The sequence below is a fragment of the Verrucomicrobium sp. genome (assembly GCA_028283855.1).
GTDB lineage: Bacteria > Verrucomicrobiota > Verrucomicrobiia > Methylacidiphilales > GAS474 > GAS474.
In genome coordinates this window covers 572,708-589,866 of sequence record JAPWJX010000003.1, presented here as the reverse complement: position 1 = coordinate 589,866, position 17,159 = coordinate 572,708, and the positions used below count along the sequence as shown (strand labels likewise).

Genomic DNA, 17,159 nt, shown 5'->3' with positions numbered 1-17,159 from the left:
GGGCCGTTTACCCTTCCGCCTGCGTGAAGCGCCTCCTGCTCTCCCTGGCCCTCCTGGCCGCCTGCGCCCTCTCCGCCCACGCCCAGCTCCGCCTGGGCCTGACCGCCGAGCGGAGCAGCTACCTCCTCTACGAGCCGGTCCCCCTCCACCTCACCCTGCAGAACGACGCCGGGTTCGACCTGGTCTTCCAGGACGCCGGGGAGCACCCGTGGCTCTCCTTCCTGGTCACGCGGGCGGACCGCTCCGTCGTTTCCGCCGACCGCCACATCCCCGGCCGGGAGCTGAAGCTGCCGGAAGGCGGCAGCGTCTCCCTGGACGTCGACCTGACGCCCCTTTACGCCATGCGGGAAACCGGCTCCTACAAGGTGCGCGCCGTCGTCGACGTGGGGGGCCGGGAATACCTCTCCGCCCCCATCGAAGTGACCCTTTCCGCCGGGCGGCGCATTTGGTCGGAGACGCGGACCGTCGACGGCTCCCCCCGCATCTTCTCCCTCCTGCGCTTCGCGCCGACGATGCAGGGCACCTTCCTCTACCTCCGCGCGGAGGAGCCCGCCCAGAACCTCGTCTATTCCACCGCGCGGCTGGGGGAAATCGTCGACCTGGGCAAGCCCCAGACCGCCTTCGACGCCGAAGGCCGGCTCCACGTCCTCTTCCTCACCGGCAACGCCGTCTACCGCTACGTCCGCGCGGGCCAGGACGGGGCGCCCCTCTCCCAGAAACTCTACGATTCCCTGCCGGAAAACCCGCCCCGCCTCCAGGCGGCGGCCGACGGCTCCGTCCTCGTCGCCGGAGGGCGGCTGCAGACGGAGGGGACCCGCCGCGAGCGCCTTTCCGAAGTGCAGGGCCGGGTGAAGTCGGCCCAGCCGACCTTCGAGCCCCTCTCCCCGTCCCTTACCCCTTCCGCGCCGCGTGGAGGGCCACAATCCCCCCTGCCAGATTCCGCCAACTGACCGCGGCGTAGCCGCTTTCCCGCAGGAGGGCGGCCAGGGCCCGCTGCCCCGGGAAGGCCGCGATCGAGTCCCCCAGGTATTCATACGCCTCCCGCGGCGCTCCCACGCGCGCGGCCAGGCCGGGCAGAATCCGGCGCAGGTAAAAGAAATAGGCCGGGGCCAGCGCCGCCCACGGGTGGGAAAATTCCAGCACGTAAAGCACGCCGCCCGGCGCCAGCACGCGGGCAATCTCCCGCAGCGCCCGGGGCCGGTCCTCCAGATTCCGCAGGCCGAAGGCGATCGTCACGGCCTGAAAAGACCCGTCGGCAAAGGGGAGGCGAAGCCCGTCCGCCTGCGCCAGGGGGCCGACGCCCTTGCGGCGCGCCTGGTCGAGCATCGGCGCGCAAAAATCGGCCCCCACCCCCAGTCCGGTGAACGCCCTTCCCCGCCGCAGGGCGGCCAGGACCTCCCCGCTGCCGGTCGCCAGGTCCAGGAGCCCCTCCGGCCTCTGGGCCGCCACCTGGCGGACCAAGGCGCGCCGCCAGCCCCGGTCCAGGCCGCCGGAAAGGAGGGCGTTGAGAAAGTCGTAGCGGGGCGCGACGCGCCCGAACATGCCCTGGACCTCCCGCGCGACGGGTGTGCCGGATTCGCTTTTCATGTATATTGGGGGGAGCGTATCGTACCGCTCCGCATTCATGAAGCTGAACATCGACCTGCACGTCCACTCGAAGTTCTCCGCCGACGGCATCGCCGAGCCGGAAGAGATGGTGGCCGCCGCGAAGAAGCGCGGCCTGCACGGATTTGCGATCACCGACCACAACACCTGCGCCTGCGTCGACTACTTTGAGAGCCGCGGCCTCCTGCGCGCCGACGGCCTGCCCGTCGACGGATTCCTCATTGTCCCCGGCCAGGAAATCACCACCGCGGAGGGGCACCTCCTGGCCCTGGGCGTCCGCATGCCCGACCTGAAGGGGATCCCCGCCCGCGAGGCGGTCGACCTGGTCCACCAGGCGGGCGGCCTGGCCGTCCCCGCCCATCCCTACGACTACTTCCGCGCCGGCATCCGGGAGGCGGTCCTCGACACCCTGCCCGTCGACGCCATCGAAACCTTCAACGCCGCCACCACCTTCCGCCGCTGCAACAACCAGGCCCACGCCTACGCCGTCCGGCGCGGGCTGCCGATGATCGCCGCCAGCGACGCGCACCACTGCGACCCCATCGGCATCGCCCACACCATCCTGGACGCCGACGAATTCTCCGTCGCCGGCGTGCTCCGGGCCATCCAGGGCAACTCAACCCTGGAAAAGCGCTACATTTCCCCCCGTGACGCCTTCAAGAAGACCTTCAACAACGTCTTCCGCCTCCGCCGCGGCGGCTTGAAGAGCCGCGCCTAGCCCAGGGCGCTCCCGATGGCCCGCCGGATCGTCTTCCTCGAATCGCGGCACGGCGCCGAATCCCTCCTCACCCGCGGCCTGCGCGGCGGCGCCGCCGCCTGCGGATGGGACACCCGCGTCGAATTCCTCCGCCGCCCGGACGGCGCGCCGGAGCCCGTCCCCGCGCTGGCCGGGCGGCTCCGCGCCCTGCGTCCGGACGCCCTGGCCTTCCTCATGGACGCCCCCCTGGAATGGGAGCCCCTCTTCGACGACCCCCTCCTGGCCCCCCTGCCGAAGCTCTCCTTCTGGTTCGACGACTTCGTCCGCAGCCCGCTGACCATGGAGCGGCCCGCCGTCTGGCGGCGCTGGCAGGCGGAGCGGCGCGTCGCCGCCTTCGTTCACGACGGCCACTGGCGGGAAGCCTGGGCCGCCCACACCGGAGCGCCCGCGCGGCCCGTCGACCTGGCCGCCGACCCGGAAACCTTCCGCGGCGCGCCGGAAGCCGCTCCCGCCTTCCCCGAGCTTTCCCGCCACGCCGTGATGCTCGGCACCATTCCCTCCGCCGCCTCCCTGGAAGCGGAAACCGCCGCGTTTTCTCCCCCCGCCCGCCGCTGGCTGGCCGCCGCCGCCGAGGCGCTGGAGACGGCCCCCTGGCCGCTCCGCCCCTACGATCTGGCGGAGGAAATCCTTCCCTCCTTTAAGCGCCAAGGACCGGCTCCTCGTCGACAAGCTGCGGGAGGACCCGCGCGGCCTCTGGCTGGCCGTGAGCCACCTGTGGCGCCTGGGCAAGCGGACCGCCCGCCTGCGCGGCCTGCGCGCCCTGGCCGCGCGGGTCCCCGTCGCCGTCCTTTCCGGCCACCGGCGGGAATCCTTCGCCGGGGAGGCGGAGCTGCGCGCCGCGCTCCCGCCAGGGGCGGCCCTCGCCTTCCACGACACGACGGAGATCCCCGCCGCCGCCTGGCCCGGCCTCTTCCGCAGCGGCGCCTTCCACGTCCAATGGACCGACCCGCAGAGCATCGAGTCGGGCGCGCCCTGGCGGATGTTCGAGACCGCCGCCGCGGGCACGCCCCTCCTCTCCGACGCGCGGCCCGGCTACCCGGCGCTCTTCGCCCCGGAGAAAGAAATATTCTACGCGCCGGACGAGGCGGCCCTGGCGGAACGCGCCGCCGCGCTCCTCGGCGGGCCGCCGGAGCTCCTGCGGGAAACCGGCGCCGCCGCCCGGCGCGCCTTTTTGGAACGCCACACCTGGGAAGCCCGCTGGCGGCAGATCGAGCGTCAAATCCCGTAGCGAAAGCGGGCCAGCTCGAAGAGGACAAGCATCGACCCCAGCACCGCGGCGGGACGCCGGGAGGCGCGGCCCGCGTCGCGCGGCGCGGCCAGGGCCAGGAGAAAGCCGACGGCGGCCCAGGCGATGAAGTTTTGCGCCGGCGGCTGGCCGTCCGGCGTTTGCCAAATCCAGTAGCCTTTCACCTGGACGGCGAACGGCTCCAGGAGCGCGTCGAAAACCGCCGCCCAGCCGCCCGCCAGGAGCGCGCGGGAAAGCCGGGGCGCGGGCGCGACCGCCGCCAGCCAGCCGCCGAGCACCGCATACCAGGCCAGAGGAATGGCCGCCGGCAGCGGCCCCAGCCGGAACCCGAACGCGCCGGTATACGCGTAAGCGCCAAAGGGAAACCCCGTCCGCACGCCGAGGATCTCCACCGCCGCGCTGGCGGCCAGCACCAGCGCCAGCCACCGCCGCGCGGGGCCCGCGCCCCAGCGCGCCTCCAAAGCCAGGTGGACGACCGCCGCCGCCAACGCCATGAGGACGACGTCCCCCCACGGCCCGACCGCCGCGCGCCGCCAGGTCAGCGCCAGGCCGACCGCCATCCAAACCGCGTAAAGGCCGAAAACCGCCCGCTCGACCCGCGCCCTCGTCATCGCTTTTCCTCCGCGATCCGTGCCGCGACCATTCCCGCCCCGCGCAGGACCAGCGGGATGCCGCCGCCCGGGTGGGTCGTCCCGCCGACGAAGTAGAGCCCAGGCCGCCGCGCGCTCCAAAGCGGCGGACGCAGCAGCGCCGCGCGCAGGGAATGGGAGGCCCAGCCGTAGAGCGCCCCGTGGAGGCTGCCGTCCCGCGCGGCGAAGTCCTCCGGCGCCTGGATCTTCAGCCCCACGGCCATCCGGCGCAGGGCGGGCAGGCCGCTCGACTCGAGCCGCGCCAGGATGCGGTCGGCGTAGGCCGCCGCATCCTCCGGGGAAAGGGAGCCGGGCGGCAGCGCGGGCGCGTTGGCCAGGACGAAGTAATTGTCGCACCCCTCCGGCGCGTCGCCCGGGTCGGTCCGCGCGGTGAGGGCGACGTAGAGCGAGGGGTCCTCCGGCAGGCGGCGGCGGATGAAGAGGTCGTCGAACTCCGCCCGGTAGTCGTCGGAGAAAAAGAGGTTGTGGTGGCGCAGCTGGGAGTAGCGCCGGGGCAGGCCGAAGGTGAGGACGAAGGCGGAGCTGGAAAGCTCCGGCCGCCGCAGCGCGGCCATCTCCCGCGCGGAAAAGTGGCCGTCCAGCCACGTCTGCGCGGCGGCCAGGACATCCTGGTTGCAGACCAGCACGTCGGGCCGCGCCGTCCTCCCGTCCGATCCGGTCAGGACGCCGCGCCCCCACCGCGCCGCCGCCACGCCGTGGCAAAAGCGAACGCCGCGCGCCTCCGCCAGCCGGGCCAGAGCCCGGGCGATCTCCGCCATGCCGCCCCGGACATACCACGCGCCGAAGCGAGCCTCCACGTAGGGAATGATCGAGAAAGTCGCGGGCGTCCGGTAGGGGGAGGACCCGTTATAGGTGGCGAAGCGGTCGAAAAGCTGGCGCAGGTGGATGTCCCGGAAGCTTTTGCGGGACAGCTCCGCCAGGGTCCGCCGGGCCGCCACCTTCGGCAGATGGCGCAGGCGGGGCAGCCCGCGCGGGGAGGCGAGGGCGCGGGCGAATTGCGCGGGCGGGCGGCTCAAATACGCCTCGCCGGAAAGGTCGTAGATCCCTTTGGCGCGGCGCAGGTAGCGGGCCACTTCGGGCCGCGCCCAAAAGCGCTCATCCTCGTCGATCACCGTGCCGTCCCGCCAGAAATAGCGGCAGGCGCCAGGCAGCCGCTCCAAGGCAAGGTGGTCCTCCAACCGCTCCCCGGCGGCGGCGAACAGTTCCTCCAGCACGTGCGGCATCGTCAGAAGAGAGGGGCCCAGATCCCAGCGGTAGCCGTGCTCCCGGCGCTCCCGCAGCTTGCCTCCCGGCACGGCGCCCGGCTCCCACACCTGGACGGCGTGGCGCGCGCAGGCCAGGCGCAGCGCCGCGGCGATCCCGCCCAGGCCCGCTCCGGCCACGACGACGTTCTTGCTCATCGGTACGAGGTGATAGACCGAAGCGCGCCGCCGCGAAAGGGCTTTCGCGCGCGCGCGGCGGAGCCTAAAAGTGGAGGCCCCATGTTCCGCCACCTCCACCGCGCCGCCGCACGGGTCGTCGACGAAGTCGGCTTCGGCGCGATCAACCTGCTCCATGCCCGGCAGCGGCCCGCGCGCGATTTCGCCGCGCGGCTCGACGCTTACGTCGGCGGCTGGCGGCAGGCCACCATGGAGGAATACCTGGCCGTCCCGCAAGAGACAGCGGCGGAGGCCGCGCTGGCCGCGCTCGACTTCCAGCCGCCCGCCCCCGGCCAGCGCGGCCGCCTGCGCTTTCCCAGCCCGCTGCCCGGCGCCCACCCCGCCAACGGCCACGCCGTCTACGACCTCTACGCCGGGCCCGCCGGGTGGAGCGCGCCCACCCTCCTGCTCACCCACGGCCTCATGTCGGTGAGCGACGCGGGCTACCGCTACTGGGCCGCCCGCTGGAACAAGGCGGGCTGGAACGTCGTCTTCGTCCACCTGCCCTACCACTACGCGCGGCGGCCGCGCGGCACCTTCTCCGGCGAGCTCTGCGTCACCGCCGACCTCCTCCGCACCGTGGAAGGGGCCCGCCAGGCCGTCGTCGAACTGCGGATGCTCCTGCGCTGGCTGGCGGCGCAGGGAGGCACGCGCTTCGCCGGATGGGGCACCAGCTACGGAGCCTGGGTCCTGGGCCTCCTGGGCTGCGTCGAGCCGCTGTTGGCCGAAAGCCACCTGGCCCTCATCGAGCCGATCCTGGACATCGACGCGGCCGTCTGGCACTCCCCCGCCTGCGCCGTCCTGCGCCGCTGGCTGCGCCGCCGCGGCGTGACCCCGGAGATGACCGCGCCCCACATGCGCCTCTGCTCCCCCCTCCACGCCGGCGCGCCCGCGCTCCCGCCGGAGCGGGTCCTCCTCCTGGCCGGGCAATACGACCGCGTCGCCCCGCCGGGCGTCATCCGCGCCCTGCACGAAAAATGGCGCGGCTCCCATTTCTACGAGTTCCCCCAAGGCCACATCGGCTACCGCCTGCTGCCGGAGAGCTTCCGCCTGGCCGGGGAACTGTGGGGCGGGGAATTCTCCGCCGTTTCCGGCCCTCCGTAGGTTTACCTAACCCCCTCTCCCGGAGAGAGAAAAGCCGCAGGAGGACCCATTGACAACCCGGCCTTCCTCCCCCAAATTTAGGTATGCCGATGCGAGCCTCCTCCCATCTTTACGCCGGCCCTTACGACGAGACCGCCGTTCGGACCGCCGCGCATGAAGCGCTCGAAAAACTGGGGACCAATCCCACCTTGGGCATCGTCTTCGCGACGCCCGACTATCTCTCCTTCAAGTCCGACTTCCTGGAGCTGCTCCGGCTCCACGCCCACATCCCGCTCCTCGTCGGCGCGTCCGGCCAGGGACTGATCGGCATCGACAAGGAGAGCGAGGAAAAGCCCGGCTTCTCCATCCTGCTCCTCTCCATGCCCGGCGTCACCGCCAAGGCCTCCATCCTCTCCCCCGCCCGCTGCGACGACGCCGAGGCCAACGCCAGCTCCTGGCACCGCGCCACCGGCGTGAAGCCCGGCCAGACCAAGGCCTGGCTCACCTTCATCGACCCCTTCTCCGTCCACATCGAGCGCTGGATGGCCCGCTGGAACGAGGCCTATCCGGGCATCCCCACCGTGGGCGGCCTGGCCAGCAACTCGACCGCGGCGGAAGAAGCCTGGGTCTTCCTGGACGGGGACACCGTGGAAGGCGGCGTCGCCGTCTCCCTGGACGGCCCCGTGGAGGTAAAGACCCTCGTCTCCCAAGGCTGCAAGCCGATCGGCGAGCCCTACACCATCACCAGCGTCGACCAGAACGTCCTCTACACCCTCGGCTCCCAGCCCGCCTACCAGATCCTCGACGGCGCCTTCCAGGCCCTGACGGAGTCGGAAAAGGAACGCGCGCGGGGCCACCTCTTCGCCGGGCTGGCCATGAGCGAATACGTCGAGGAATTCAAGCGCGGCGACTTCCTCGTCCGCAGCATCCTGGGCGCCGACCCGAACACCGGCGCCGTCGCCATCGCGGCCAAGCCGCGCGTCGGCCAGACCCTCCAATACCAGCTGCGGGACGCCGAGGCGGCCTCCGCCGACCTCCACTACCGCCTGGAAGAACTGCAGACGGAAATGGCCAACGGGCCCGTCCCATTCGCCGCCCTCCTCTGCACCTGCAACGGGCGCGGCACCGGCCTCTTCGGCGACGTCGACCACGACGCCCACGCCCTCGACGAGCACTTCCCCGGCATGCCCGTGGCGGGCTTCTTCGCCAACGGCGAGATCGGCCCCGTCGGCGGCCGCAGCTACGTCCACGGCTACTCCGTGGCCCTCGCCATCTTTCGCGAGGCGGCGGAATAGCATGCCCGCCCGCCGGGCCGCGCGCGTCCTTCTCCTGGACCCGCAGGACCGCGTCCTCCTGCTTCACTTCGCCGTCTGGCGCGGGGGCGCCCTCTTCCGTTTCTGGGCCACGCCCGGCGGCGGCGTCGAGCCGGGGGAGAGCGACCTGGACGCCGCCCGCCGCGAGCTGCGGGAGGAATTGGGCCTGGAAGTCCCCCTGACCGGCCCCGTCCACGCCGCGGGCTCCCGCGTCGGCCCGGCGCACGACGAGCTCATCAGCGACGACGTCTTCTTCCTGGGCCGCTGCGCGCCGGAAGCCCCGGTCCTAAGCGCCCCCACGGAGGCGGAGCGCGCCGTCCTGCAAGACCTCCGCTGGTGGACCGCCGAGGAACTGGCCCAAACCCCGGAACCCGTCTTCCCCGCCGACCTGCCCGCCGCCCTCCGGCGGTTGGCGCGGCCTTGACAAAGGGTGTTCTGGTGTATTATTAGATTAATACACTAGCCATGCCGCTGGCTCTCACCCTTTCCCCGGCCTCCGACGCGCCGCTCTACCGGCAAATCGTCCTCCAAGTGGCCCAGGCCGTCGCCTCGGGCCGCCTCGCCGTCGGGGAGCAGCTGCCCGCCGTCCGCGCCCTGGCGGAAGCCCACGTCGTCAACCCCAACACCGTCGCCCGCGCCTACCAGGACCTCATCCGCGAGGGCCTCCTGGAAAGCCGCCCGGGCGTCGGCGTCTTCGTCGTCGAGCGGCGGCCCCTCCTTTCCGAGGCGGAACGGGAACGCCGCCTCGCCGAGGCCGCCGCCCGCTTCGCGCAGGAGGTCGCCCTCCTTGGATTTTCCCCGGCCGCCGCCCGCGCCGCCCTCGACAAACACTGGAAAAGGAGCCCGCGATGAATCCCCCCGCCATCGAAATCGACCACCTGACAAAATACTACGGGGCCCGCCCCGTCGTCCGCGACCTGACCCTCCGCGTCCCGCGCGGCGCCGTCTACGGCTTCCTGGGCCGGAACGGCATGGGGAAGACGACGACAATCCGCACCTTCCTCGGCTTCGAGGCGCCCACCCGGGGCCGCACCGCCGTCCTCGGCCACGATTCCCGCACCCTCTCCCCGGAAACCCGCGCCCGCATCGGCTACCTGCCGGAGGGCCACCACGTCTACGGCTGGATGACCGTGGCCGAATGCGCCGCCTTCCAGCGCGCCGCGCAGCCCGCCTGGAACGACGACGTCTTCCACGCCGTCCTCACCCACTTCCGCCTGACGCCGAAAATGAAGGCCGGGCGCCTCTCCCGCGGCCAGCGCGCCGGGCTCTGCCTGGCCATGACCCTGGCCCCGGAACCGGAGCTCCTCGTCCTGGACGATCCCGCCCTCGGCCTCGACCCGGTGGCGCGGCGCGGCCTCCTCCAGACCATCCTCTACGTCACCCGCCGGGCCGACCGAACCGTCTTCTTCTCCTCCCACATCCTCTCCGACGTCGAGCGCGTCGCCGACCGGATCGCCGTCCTCGACGGCGGTGTCCTGCGGGCGGACTGCACCGTGGAAACCTTCCGCGAGCGGCTCCGCCACTACCTCCTCCGCTTCGCCGGGGCTCCGCCCGCCACGCCCCCGCTCCCCGGCCTGGTCGAGAGCTTCCGCGCCGGAAACGAGCTGGCCCTCACCGTCGCCAATCCCGACGCCGAGACCGAACGGGCGCTGGAGGCGCTGCAACCCGAGTCGATCGAGCCGTGCGCCCTCACCCTGGAGGACGCCTTCGTCCGCTACGTCGGCGACCGCGGCGAGACGAGCTTCTTCATCCCCCAATCATGAAAGCGATCTTCTGGAAGGAATGGCGCGAGAACTGGAAGTGGGCCGCCCTGGCCATGCTCGCCCTCGGCGCGGCGGAGTTTTACGGGCTTCTGGGTGAATCGCAGACGACCAGCTACATGGGAGAGAACGGCCTCCTTCGTTCGGCCTTCCTTTTGGCCACCACGTTCGGCCACGCGACCGTCGGATTCCTGCTGGGCCTTACTCAGTTTCGGCCCGAGCAGAACCGGGACCGCTGGGCTGTCCTCCTTCACCGGCCCGCCCCGCGTTCCGCGCTCTTCCTGGGCAAAGTCCTGGCCGGACTGGCGCTCTACCTCCTCGCGGCGGCTCCCGCCTTGGCCGCCTCCGTCCTTTACGCGGCGACGCCGGGGCACTTCGCCTATCCGTTCCTGCCGGGCATGGTTCGCCCCGCCGCGGCCGACCTGGTGGCGGGCTTCGCCTTCTACGGCGCGGCTATCTTCCTAGTGCTGGAACGCCGCTGGGCCGCGCGCATCCTGGGCATCCTGGCCGCCGCCCTAACTATCGGCGTCTCCCTAAGCGAAGGGTCCTTCCGCGTGGCTCTGGAGGCGACCACCGCCATGTCCCTCGTTCTCCTCCTCGCAGCCTGGGCGTCGATGGGCGGCCCGGCCAACTCTCGCGCGGGAAGGATTGCCCTCTTCGCCGTCCTTTTCTACGGCGCCTGCGGTGCCGGGGGCCTTCTTCTAGCCATCCACAGCCTTTTGGTCTCCCGCGACAATTATTCCGGCAGAGAGCTGATCGTCACCGAGGACGGGGATCCCGTCTGGCTTAAGTTCAGCAACGGCCGCCAAACCATCGTCGACCTGCAAGACCAGCCCCTGCGCGACCCCCGCTACACCGCCTTCGACCGATACAATCATCTGAAAACATTCGAGCGGGTTTGCTTCCTCGTCGGCGACAGCCACGGGCTTTCGCGCACTCCTTCACCGGAGGCCTATCGAGGGGCCACCTGCTACGCCACTTCTCTCGGGCGTTCTTTTGAGGAACCGTGGTATTACATCCCCAGCCAGCGACTATTGCGCGGATATGACGGACACTCCCGCCGTCCCACGGGCGTGGCTGACCAAACCGGCTTCCATGCCTTAGGAACAGCCGCCACCCCCTTGGCGGCGCCGGTTATTTACGAACCGTGGAACTCTTTCAACCCGTTCATGGCCGAAAGCGGCGGTGCCGTTTATGTCTTTGACGCCTACCGACACCAATTCTCGCACCTTCCCCAGACGACCCCTATTTATGGGTTCCGTCTTGTCCCGCTCGGAGAGCGAAACTCCAGAACGGAAGAAACGGGCGTGGTCATCGCCGGCGAGAGCGACCTCGCGGTCTATTCCCTCCCCGGAGCCACGCCCGTGGTCCGTCTTCCCTATGTGCGCGATAGCGATCATTGGGGCACCCTGAGCTTTGCTTACTGGAAAAAGCTCCAGCGCTATTACGTCCACGCCAGCCCCAGCGCATGGATTCCTGAGGAGCAAAGGGACACCACGCCCTCCTACCTCGACGTGTTCGACGCGCAGGGCAAACCGCTCCGCAGCTACGAAATCCCCCCCGCTCCACCACATAAACGCGGCCCCGTCACCCTCGTCGAGCGGCTCAACGGCGCGCTCCGCTCTCCCGCCTACATCGTGGGCAACTGGGCCTACAACGCGGCGGGGAGCGCCCTCCACATCAAGAGGCTCCATGACCGCCTCCAGTACGACTTCGGCACGCCCAAGGCTCGCCGCTGGCAGCTGCGCCACATGGCCTGGGTCTGCGGCGCGGCGGCGCTTTTTTCCGCCACGTCTTATATTCTGGCCCGGCGGCGGCACTTTTCGGCGCGGAGCGCCCGGAACTGGGCCCTTCTCGTCTTCGCCCTGAACCTTGGCGGGTTCGTCGTCTTCCTGCTGGCCGCTCCCTGGCCCGTGGAAGAACCCTGCCCGTCCTGCGGGCGCAAGCGGCCCGTCGACCGGGACCTTTGCCCCGCCTGCGGGGCCGGATGGCCCGCGCCCGCGCCGGACGGGACCGAGATTTTCGATTCCGTACGCGGCTAGCCTCCGCTAGAAAGGGCGGTTCCCGCCCATGCCCTCGGTCTACATCAAAACCTACGGCTGCCAGATGAACGTGCGCGACGCCGAGCAGGTCGCGCGCGACCTGGCGGCGCGCGGCTACGGCCTGGCGCAGAGCCCGGAGGACGCCGACGTCGTCCTCCTCAACACCTGCAGCGTCCGCGACATGGCGGAGCAGAAGGCCCTGGGCCAGATGGACCAGCTCCAGCGGCTGAAGAAAAAGAAGCCCCACCTCGTCCTCGGCCTCCTGGGCTGCATGGCGCAGAGCCGCGGGGCGGAGCTTTTCGACGCGCTGCCCGACCTCGACCTCGTCGTCGGCACGCAGAAGTTTCACGAGGTGGCGGGCTACGTCGACCGGCTGCGCGCCGGGGAGGCCCCCATCGCCGACACGGAAGCCGAGGCCGGCTCCCAGAACGCGATCCGGGACCACACGCTGGCCCCGCAGCAGGTGACCGCCTTCGTCTCCATCATGCAGGGGTGCAACATGCACTGCACCTTCTGCATCGTCCCCTCCACGCGCGGGCCGGAACGGAGCCGCCCGATCCCCCACATCGTGGAGGAGGTGCGCGGCCTCGTCGCCCAGGGGGTGAAGGAGGTGACGCTCCTGGGCCAGATCGTGAATCTCTACGGCCGCCACGAGTTCCCGAAGGTCGGCAACCAGACCCCCTTCACCCAGCTCCTGCGCGCGGTGGCCGCCGTGCCGGGGCTGGAGCGGCTGCGCTTCACCTCTCCCCACCCGATCGGCTTCAAGGACGACGTGATCGAGGCGATCCGCGACCTGCCGAACCTCTGCGAGCAGGTCCACCTGCCGCTCCAATCCGGCAGCGACCGGATCCTGAAGGCGATGCACCGCGGCTACACCGCCGCCAAATACCTCGACCTGGTCCGGCGGCTGCGCGCCGCCATCCCCAACGTCTCGATCAGCACGGACATCATCGTCGGCTTCCCCGGGGAGACGGAGGAGGACTTCGCCGCCACGCGCGCGGTGATGGAGGAGGCCGCCTTCGACCAGGCCTACGTCTTCCGCTACTCTCCGCGCCGGGACACCCCCGCCGCCACGATGGAGGGCCAGCTTTCCGAGGAGGTGAAGAGGACGCGCAACCAGGACCTCCTGGCGCTGCTCGACCGCCTGGTGGCGGAAAAGAGCCGCGCGCGCGTCGGCACCACCGTCGAGATCCTCGTCGAGGGGGAGAGCAAGACCAACCCCGCCCGCTTCCAGGGCCGCACGCGCGGCAACCAGCTGGTCATCCTCCCCCGCGAGGAGCGGTGGCGCGGCCAGCTCCTGCCCGTCCGCATCACGGAGTCGACCGGCTTCACCGACTACGCCGAGCCCGCCATTTTAGAAACCGAGACTCTTTCCGTATGATCTATTCCTTTTCCCTGCAGGCCGTGGCGCTGGCCGTCGGCGCGCTCTGGATCGTCCTCCACCTGCCCGCCGCGCTGGCCCCGGACCGGGCTGCGGCCTTCCTGGTCCGCTTTCCGCGCAGCCGCCCGCTGGGCGTCCTCCTCATGGGCCTGGTGACGATCTGGGGCCTCTGGCTCGGCGCGACGGTCGACCTGGGCGACTTCACCCCCATGCGGCCCGCGATCCTCTGGGTGACGCTGATTCTGGGCGTCTTCATGACCGCCTATTCCCAGGAGTTCCTGGCCGTGCGCGGGCTGGCGGCGCTCCTCCTCCTGGGGGCCAACGTCCTCCTGGACGCCTGCTTCCTGCGCGACGAGCCGTCGAAGCTCGTCCTGGTCTCCTTCGCCTACGTCTGGATCGTCGCGGGGCTGGCCCTTCTCTTTTCCCCCTACCTGATGCGGGACCTCGCCGGGACGCTGCAGAAAAACCCCCGCCGTCTCCGCCTTGCCGCCTGGGCGGGCGCCGCCTTCGGCGCCGTCCTCCTGCTCCTCGGCTGGCTGGCCTACTAACCCATGACCCTCACCGAAGCCGCCCACGGCGTCCGCGACTACGCCCGCGAGATCGTCCAGCTCTCCCGCGCGCACCCGAAGGAAGCCGCCCTGGCCTTCCTGAACCTGGTCCCCTTCGTTGGCACCGCCGCCAAGGGCGCGGCCATCCTCCTGCACCAAGGGCAGGCGCACCGGCTGGAAAAAGCGGGCCAGGCGGAGGAAGCCGCGCTCCTGCGCGCGCGGATCAAGGAAGAGAAGCTCCAAGTCCAGGCCCTGGGCTCGATGAATCTTTTGAGCGGCATCGTCGCCGCCGCCACGCGGCCGCACCAGCAGCCGTCCGACCTCGTCGTCGCCGGGGTGATTTCCACCGCCATCGGGGTGCCGATGGCGGCCCTCGACTTCCTCGCTATCGAGGAGAACGGGCGCCGCGCCCGCGAGGTGGGGGCTACCCCGTCGTCCGCAGGCCGCTCGCAATCGCGTTGATCGAGAGGAGGAGCGTGGGCCGGAGCTGCTCGGCGGAAGCCGGGTCGCCCTCCCGCAGCTTGCGCCACTTCGCCAGGAGCGCGATCTGCTCCCGGTGGAGGAAGGCCAGGGGCTCCTCCCGCATCTGGAGGGTCTTCACCATGCGCGGCCGCCGCGCGGCGAAGGAGCCCTGGAAGATTTCCTCGAAGAGGGAGCGGGTCCGCTCGAACTCCTCCAGGATGATTCCCAAAAACGTCTCCCGCACCTTCTTCCGGGTGACCAGCGCGGCGTAGCTGCGCATCGTCTCCGCGTCGGCGCTGGCCACGTTCGTCTCCACGTTCATGAGGACGTAGCCCAAAAAGGGCCATTCCCGCGCGTGCCCGGCCAGGGCGCGGAAGGTGGCCGGGTCCTTTTCCTTGAGCGTTTCCAGCGCGGTGCCGACGCCGTACCATCCCGGCAGGTAGAAGCGGGACTGCGTCCAGGAAAAGACCCAGGGGATCGCGCGCAGGTCTTCCAAATTCCGCTGGCCGGTGCGGCGGGAGGGGCGGGAGCCGATGCCGCTGACCTCCAGCGCGTCGATCGGCGTGGCCTGCGCGTAGAACTCCATGAAGTGTTCCCGCTGGAGGAGCCGCCGGTAGTGCTCCCCGCTCCACTCCGCCAGGGTGTCGAGGAGCGGCTCCAGCCGGTGCGGCTTGCGGGGCTGGTGCTCCTGCCGGAGGGTGACGCCCGCGGTGCCCGCCAGGAGGATTTCCAAATTGTAGGTGGCCGTGATGCGGTTGGCGTATTTCTGCGCGATGGTTTCCCCCTGCTCGGTCAGGCGCAGGTCCCCCTGAAGGCTGCCGACGGGGACCGCTTCCAGGAAGCGGTGGGTGGGGCCGCCGCCGCGGCTGATGGTGCCGCCGCGCCCGTGGAAGAAGCGGAGCCGGACGCCGCACCGCTTCCCCACCGCGGTGAGGGTCTCCTGCGCGCGGTGGAGGTTCCACTGGCTGGAGAGGATGCCGGAGTCCTTGTTGCTGTCGCTGTAGCCGATCATCACCTGCTGGACGAGGGGGCCGGGATGGGTCAGCGGCTTTTCCTCCACGTGGGACGGGCCGTGGATGGCGCGGTCCAGGAGGTGAAGAACGGTGCCGTTTTGCTGCGCCTGGAGGCTGCGGCGGGTGATCGGGTGCTGGAGGAACTCCTCCAGGATCTGCGGGCTGTGCTGGAGGTCGTCGATCGTCTCGAAGAGGGGGACGACGGGCAGGAGGCAGACGAGGCCCTCCTCCGTGGTGCGGGCCAGACCGGCCTCCCGCGCCAGGAGGTAGACGACGAGCAGGTCGGACAGCCGCCGCGTCATGCTGACGATGAGCGCGCCGACGCCTTCCGCGCCGTATTTGCGCAGGTGGGAGACGAGGACGACGTAGCAGCTCTGCACCGCCTCCGACTCCGGCCCCAGGAAGGTGTGCGGGTGGGTGAAGGGGCGCGGGGAGGCCAGCTCCATGCGGAGGAACTCGAGCCGCTCCTCTTCGCCCATCTTCAGAAACCCGTCGCCGTCCATGCCGGCGGCGTTCATGAGCTGGGCCAGCGCCAGATCGTGGAAGCGGCTGTTCTGCCGGATGTCGAGCGCGGCCAGGTGGAAGCCGACGACGTCGACCAGGCGGATGACGGGATCGAGGTCCTGCGCGGCGATCCGCCGCGCGCCGACGTCGACCAGGGAGCGGCGCAGCAATTGGAGATCGGCCTGGAGCTGGCGGGCGTGGTGGTAGCGGCCGGAGGCCTCGCTGATGCGGGGGTCGATCCCTTCGGCCAGCTCGAGCGGCAGCTTCGCCGTGACGAGGGAGGCGAACTGCCGCCACGGCTCCTGCGCGTGGCGGCGCAGGAGGGTTTCCCCGGCTTCCTCCGGCAGGTCGGCGGCCAGGCGCCCGATGCGCTGCAGGAGGTAGGCGGGGGGCGGCTGGTCGGCGGCGGAAAGGCAGAGGGCGCCGGTCAGCTCGTCCAGGTGGCGCTTGAGGACGACCAGGGCGCCCAGGCGCAGCTCCTTCAAGGTCTCCTTCGTCGTCTGCGCGGTGACGAGGGGGTGGCCGTCCCGGTCCCCGCCGACCCACGAGCCGAAGGAAACGCGCGGGCGCGCCAGCGGATCGGCCAGAAGCTCGGGGTCGTGGCCCAGGCTTTCCCAGGCCAGGCGAAGGCGGTTGTCCAGATCGGGCAGCACCTCCGGGAAGACGTCGCGCAGGTAGTGGAGGGCGGCGGCCCGCTCGGCGGCGACGTCGGGCTTGATGGTGAGGACCTCGCCCGTCCGCCAGATGCGCTCGAGCACCGTCTCGATCTGCCGGACCAGCTCCTCCTGCTCGCCCGGGGTGAAGATGGGGTTCTCCCGCTGCTGGAGCAGAAGGTAGAGGACGCGGTGCTGCTCCAGGACGGTGGAGCGCTTGGCCTCCGTGGGGTGGGCGGTGAGGACCGGCTCGATGCGGACGCGGCCCAGGGCCTCCGCGAGTTTGGCGGCGGGCAGGCGCAGGCTCTTGAGGCGGGAGAGCTGGTCGCCCCAGAGGCCCGACTCCGCGGCGACGCCGTAGGCCGTCTCCCGCGCGCGGCGGGACTGGGCGGCGGCGTTTTCCTCCACCAGGTTGAGGAGCTGGAAGGCGATGGAGTAGGCCTGGCCGAGGCGCGGGGGCAGCTCGCCGCCCTTCACCAGGCGGGCCTTTTTCCGCGCCGCGCCGGGCGACCAGGGAAGGTGGTCGGCCAGGGAGCCCTCGCCCAAACGGCGGAGGACGTTGGCGAACGTCTCGATGAGAAAGCCGAGATCGCGGTCGACCTTGGCCAAGCCGGCCTCGAGCACGGCCTGGCGGCCGGCGGGGCGTTGGGGAGACTTCTTCTTCAAGAGGCTTCCTTGATTTAGGAGAGGGAGGCCTCCCGGGAAAAGCTTTATTTGGCACGGG

Annotated in this window: 16 protein-coding genes; 12 read left to right on the top strand and 4 right to left on the bottom strand. The window is 70.8% G+C overall.

What is annotated here, in order from left to right; all coding sequences use genetic code 11:
- Window positions 1–23: 23 nt before the first annotated feature.
- The gene (locus PW734_04055; protein ID MDE1170373.1) at window positions 24–950 is read left to right on the top strand and encodes a hypothetical protein; all 927 of its coding nucleotides are present in this window, start codon (window positions 24–26) and stop codon (window positions 948–950) included.
- Here PW734_04055 and PW734_04050 read toward each other — a convergent pair.
- Window positions 892–1,587: a ubiquinone/menaquinone biosynthesis methyltransferase gene (locus PW734_04050; GenBank protein ID MDE1170372.1), complete on the bottom strand. Its 696-nt coding sequence runs from the start codon at window positions 1,585–1,587 to the stop codon at window positions 892–894. The two genes, PW734_04055 and PW734_04050, sit on opposite strands and share 59 nt — an antisense overlap.
- Before the next feature lie 37 nt (window positions 1,588–1,624).
- Here PW734_04050 and PW734_04045 point away from each other — a divergent pair, with 37 nt between their 5' ends.
- Both PW734_04045 and PW734_04040 read left to right on the top strand, forming a co-directional pair.
- A complete protein-coding gene (locus PW734_04045; protein ID MDE1170371.1) occupies window positions 1,625–2,323 on the top strand; it encodes a CehA/McbA family metallohydrolase in 699 nt (232 codons plus the stop codon).
- A gap of 742 nt (window positions 2,324–3,065) precedes the next feature.
- Window positions 3,066–3,590 carry a glycosyltransferase gene (locus PW734_04040; protein MDE1170370.1) on the top strand — a complete coding sequence of 175 codons (525 nt, stop codon included), beginning with the start codon at window positions 3,066–3,068 and terminating at the stop codon, window positions 3,588–3,590.
- Here PW734_04040 and PW734_04035 read toward each other — a convergent pair.
- A complete protein-coding gene (locus PW734_04035; GenBank protein MDE1170369.1) occupies window positions 3,578–4,219 on the bottom strand; it encodes a carotenoid biosynthesis protein in 642 nt (213 codons plus the stop codon). The two genes, PW734_04040 and PW734_04035, sit on opposite strands and share 13 nt — an antisense overlap.
- Window positions 4,216–5,658: a phytoene desaturase family protein gene (gene crtI, locus PW734_04030; GenBank protein MDE1170368.1), complete on the bottom strand. Its 1,443-nt coding sequence runs from the start codon at window positions 5,656–5,658 to the stop codon at window positions 4,216–4,218. The genes PW734_04035 and crtI overlap by 4 nt, the downstream gene beginning before the upstream one ends.
- An 81-nt stretch (window positions 5,659–5,739) precedes the next feature.
- Between crtI and PW734_04025 the strand changes: the two genes are divergently transcribed.
- From PW734_04025 to PW734_03985, 9 genes are all read left to right on the top strand, one after another.
- The gene (locus PW734_04025; protein ID MDE1170367.1) at window positions 5,740–6,780 is read left to right on the top strand and encodes a hypothetical protein; all 1,041 of its coding nucleotides are present in this window, start codon (window positions 5,740–5,742) and stop codon (window positions 6,778–6,780) included.
- A gap of 89 nt (window positions 6,781–6,869) precedes the next feature.
- Window positions 6,870–8,054, top strand: a complete 1,185-nt coding sequence (locus PW734_04020; GenBank protein ID MDE1170366.1) for an FIST N-terminal domain-containing protein — start codon at window positions 6,870–6,872, stop codon at window positions 8,052–8,054.
- Between the two features lies 1 nt (window position 8,055).
- The gene (locus PW734_04015; GenBank protein ID MDE1170365.1) at window positions 8,056–8,496 is read left to right on the top strand and encodes an NUDIX domain-containing protein; all 441 of its coding nucleotides are present in this window, start codon (window positions 8,056–8,058) and stop codon (window positions 8,494–8,496) included.
- Window positions 8,497–8,537: 41 nt separating this feature from the next.
- Complete coding sequence (locus PW734_04010) at window positions 8,538–8,924, top strand: GntR family transcriptional regulator (protein MDE1170364.1); 387 nt, start codon at window positions 8,538–8,540, stop codon at window positions 8,922–8,924.
- The gene (locus tag PW734_04005) at window positions 8,921–9,835 is read left to right on the top strand and encodes an ABC transporter ATP-binding protein (protein MDE1170363.1); all 915 of its coding nucleotides are present in this window, start codon (window positions 8,921–8,923) and stop codon (window positions 9,833–9,835) included. Before PW734_04010 ends, PW734_04005 begins: the two co-directional genes overlap by 4 nt.
- Entirely contained in the window at window positions 9,832–11,874 is a 2,043-nt protein-coding gene (locus PW734_04000; GenBank protein MDE1170362.1) for a hypothetical protein, read from the top strand. The genes PW734_04005 and PW734_04000 overlap by 4 nt, the downstream gene beginning before the upstream one ends.
- Before the next feature lie 28 nt (window positions 11,875–11,902).
- The gene (gene miaB / locus PW734_03995) at window positions 11,903–13,255 is read left to right on the top strand and encodes a tRNA (N6-isopentenyl adenosine(37)-C2)-methylthiotransferase MiaB (GenBank protein ID MDE1170361.1); all 1,353 of its coding nucleotides are present in this window, start codon (window positions 11,903–11,905) and stop codon (window positions 13,253–13,255) included.
- On the top strand, window positions 13,252–13,803 hold the full coding sequence (locus PW734_03990) for a hypothetical protein (protein MDE1170360.1): 552 nt from the start codon (window positions 13,252–13,254) through the stop codon (window positions 13,801–13,803). The genes miaB and PW734_03990 overlap by 4 nt, the downstream gene beginning before the upstream one ends.
- Window positions 13,804–13,806: 3 nt before the next feature.
- On the top strand, window positions 13,807–14,265 hold the full coding sequence (locus PW734_03985) for a hypothetical protein (GenBank protein ID MDE1170359.1): 459 nt from the start codon (window positions 13,807–13,809) through the stop codon (window positions 14,263–14,265).
- On the opposite strand, the gene PW734_03980 is transcribed toward PW734_03985, so the two are convergent.
- On the bottom strand, window positions 14,228–17,101 hold the full coding sequence (locus PW734_03980) for a phosphoenolpyruvate carboxylase (GenBank protein MDE1170358.1): 2,874 nt from the start codon (window positions 17,099–17,101) through the stop codon (window positions 14,228–14,230). The two genes, PW734_03985 and PW734_03980, sit on opposite strands and share 38 nt — an antisense overlap.
- Window positions 17,102–17,159 lie beyond the last annotated feature (58 nt).

Excerpts from the sequence above, each read along its gene's own strand:
- PW734_04015 (MDE1170365.1), top strand. The coding sequence starts at position 8,056 with ATGCCCGCCCGCCGGGCCGCGCGCGTCCTTCTCCTGGACCCGCAGGAC.
- PW734_04000 (MDE1170362.1), top strand. The coding sequence starts at position 9,832 with ATGAAAGCGATCTTCTGGAAGGAATGGCGCGAGAACTGGAAGTGGGCC.
- PW734_03985 (MDE1170359.1), top strand. The coding sequence starts at position 13,807 with ATGACCCTCACCGAAGCCGCCCACGGCGTCCGCGACTACGCCCGCGAG.
- PW734_04045 (MDE1170371.1), top strand. The coding sequence starts at position 1,625 with ATGAAGCTGAACATCGACCTGCACGTCCACTCGAAGTTCTCCGCCGAC.
- crtI (MDE1170368.1), bottom strand. The coding sequence starts at position 5,658 with ATGAGCAAGAACGTCGTCGTGGCCGGAGCGGGCCTGGGCGGGATCGCC.
- miaB (MDE1170361.1), top strand. The coding sequence starts at position 11,903 with ATGCCCTCGGTCTACATCAAAACCTACGGCTGCCAGATGAACGTGCGC.
- PW734_04005 (MDE1170363.1), top strand. The coding sequence starts at position 8,921 with ATGAATCCCCCCGCCATCGAAATCGACCACCTGACAAAATACTACGGG.
- PW734_04025 (MDE1170367.1), top strand. The coding sequence starts at position 5,740 with ATGTTCCGCCACCTCCACCGCGCCGCCGCACGGGTCGTCGACGAAGTC.
- PW734_04020 (MDE1170366.1), top strand. The coding sequence starts at position 6,870 with ATGCGAGCCTCCTCCCATCTTTACGCCGGCCCTTACGACGAGACCGCC.
- PW734_04010 (MDE1170364.1), top strand. The coding sequence starts at position 8,538 with ATGCCGCTGGCTCTCACCCTTTCCCCGGCCTCCGACGCGCCGCTCTAC.
- PW734_03990 (MDE1170360.1), top strand. The coding sequence starts at position 13,252 with ATGATCTATTCCTTTTCCCTGCAGGCCGTGGCGCTGGCCGTCGGCGCG.
- PW734_04050 (MDE1170372.1), bottom strand. The coding sequence starts at position 1,587 with ATGAAAAGCGAATCCGGCACACCCGTCGCGCGGGAGGTCCAGGGCATG.
- PW734_04035 (MDE1170369.1), bottom strand. The coding sequence starts at position 4,219 with ATGACGAGGGCGCGGGTCGAGCGGGCGGTTTTCGGCCTTTACGCGGTT.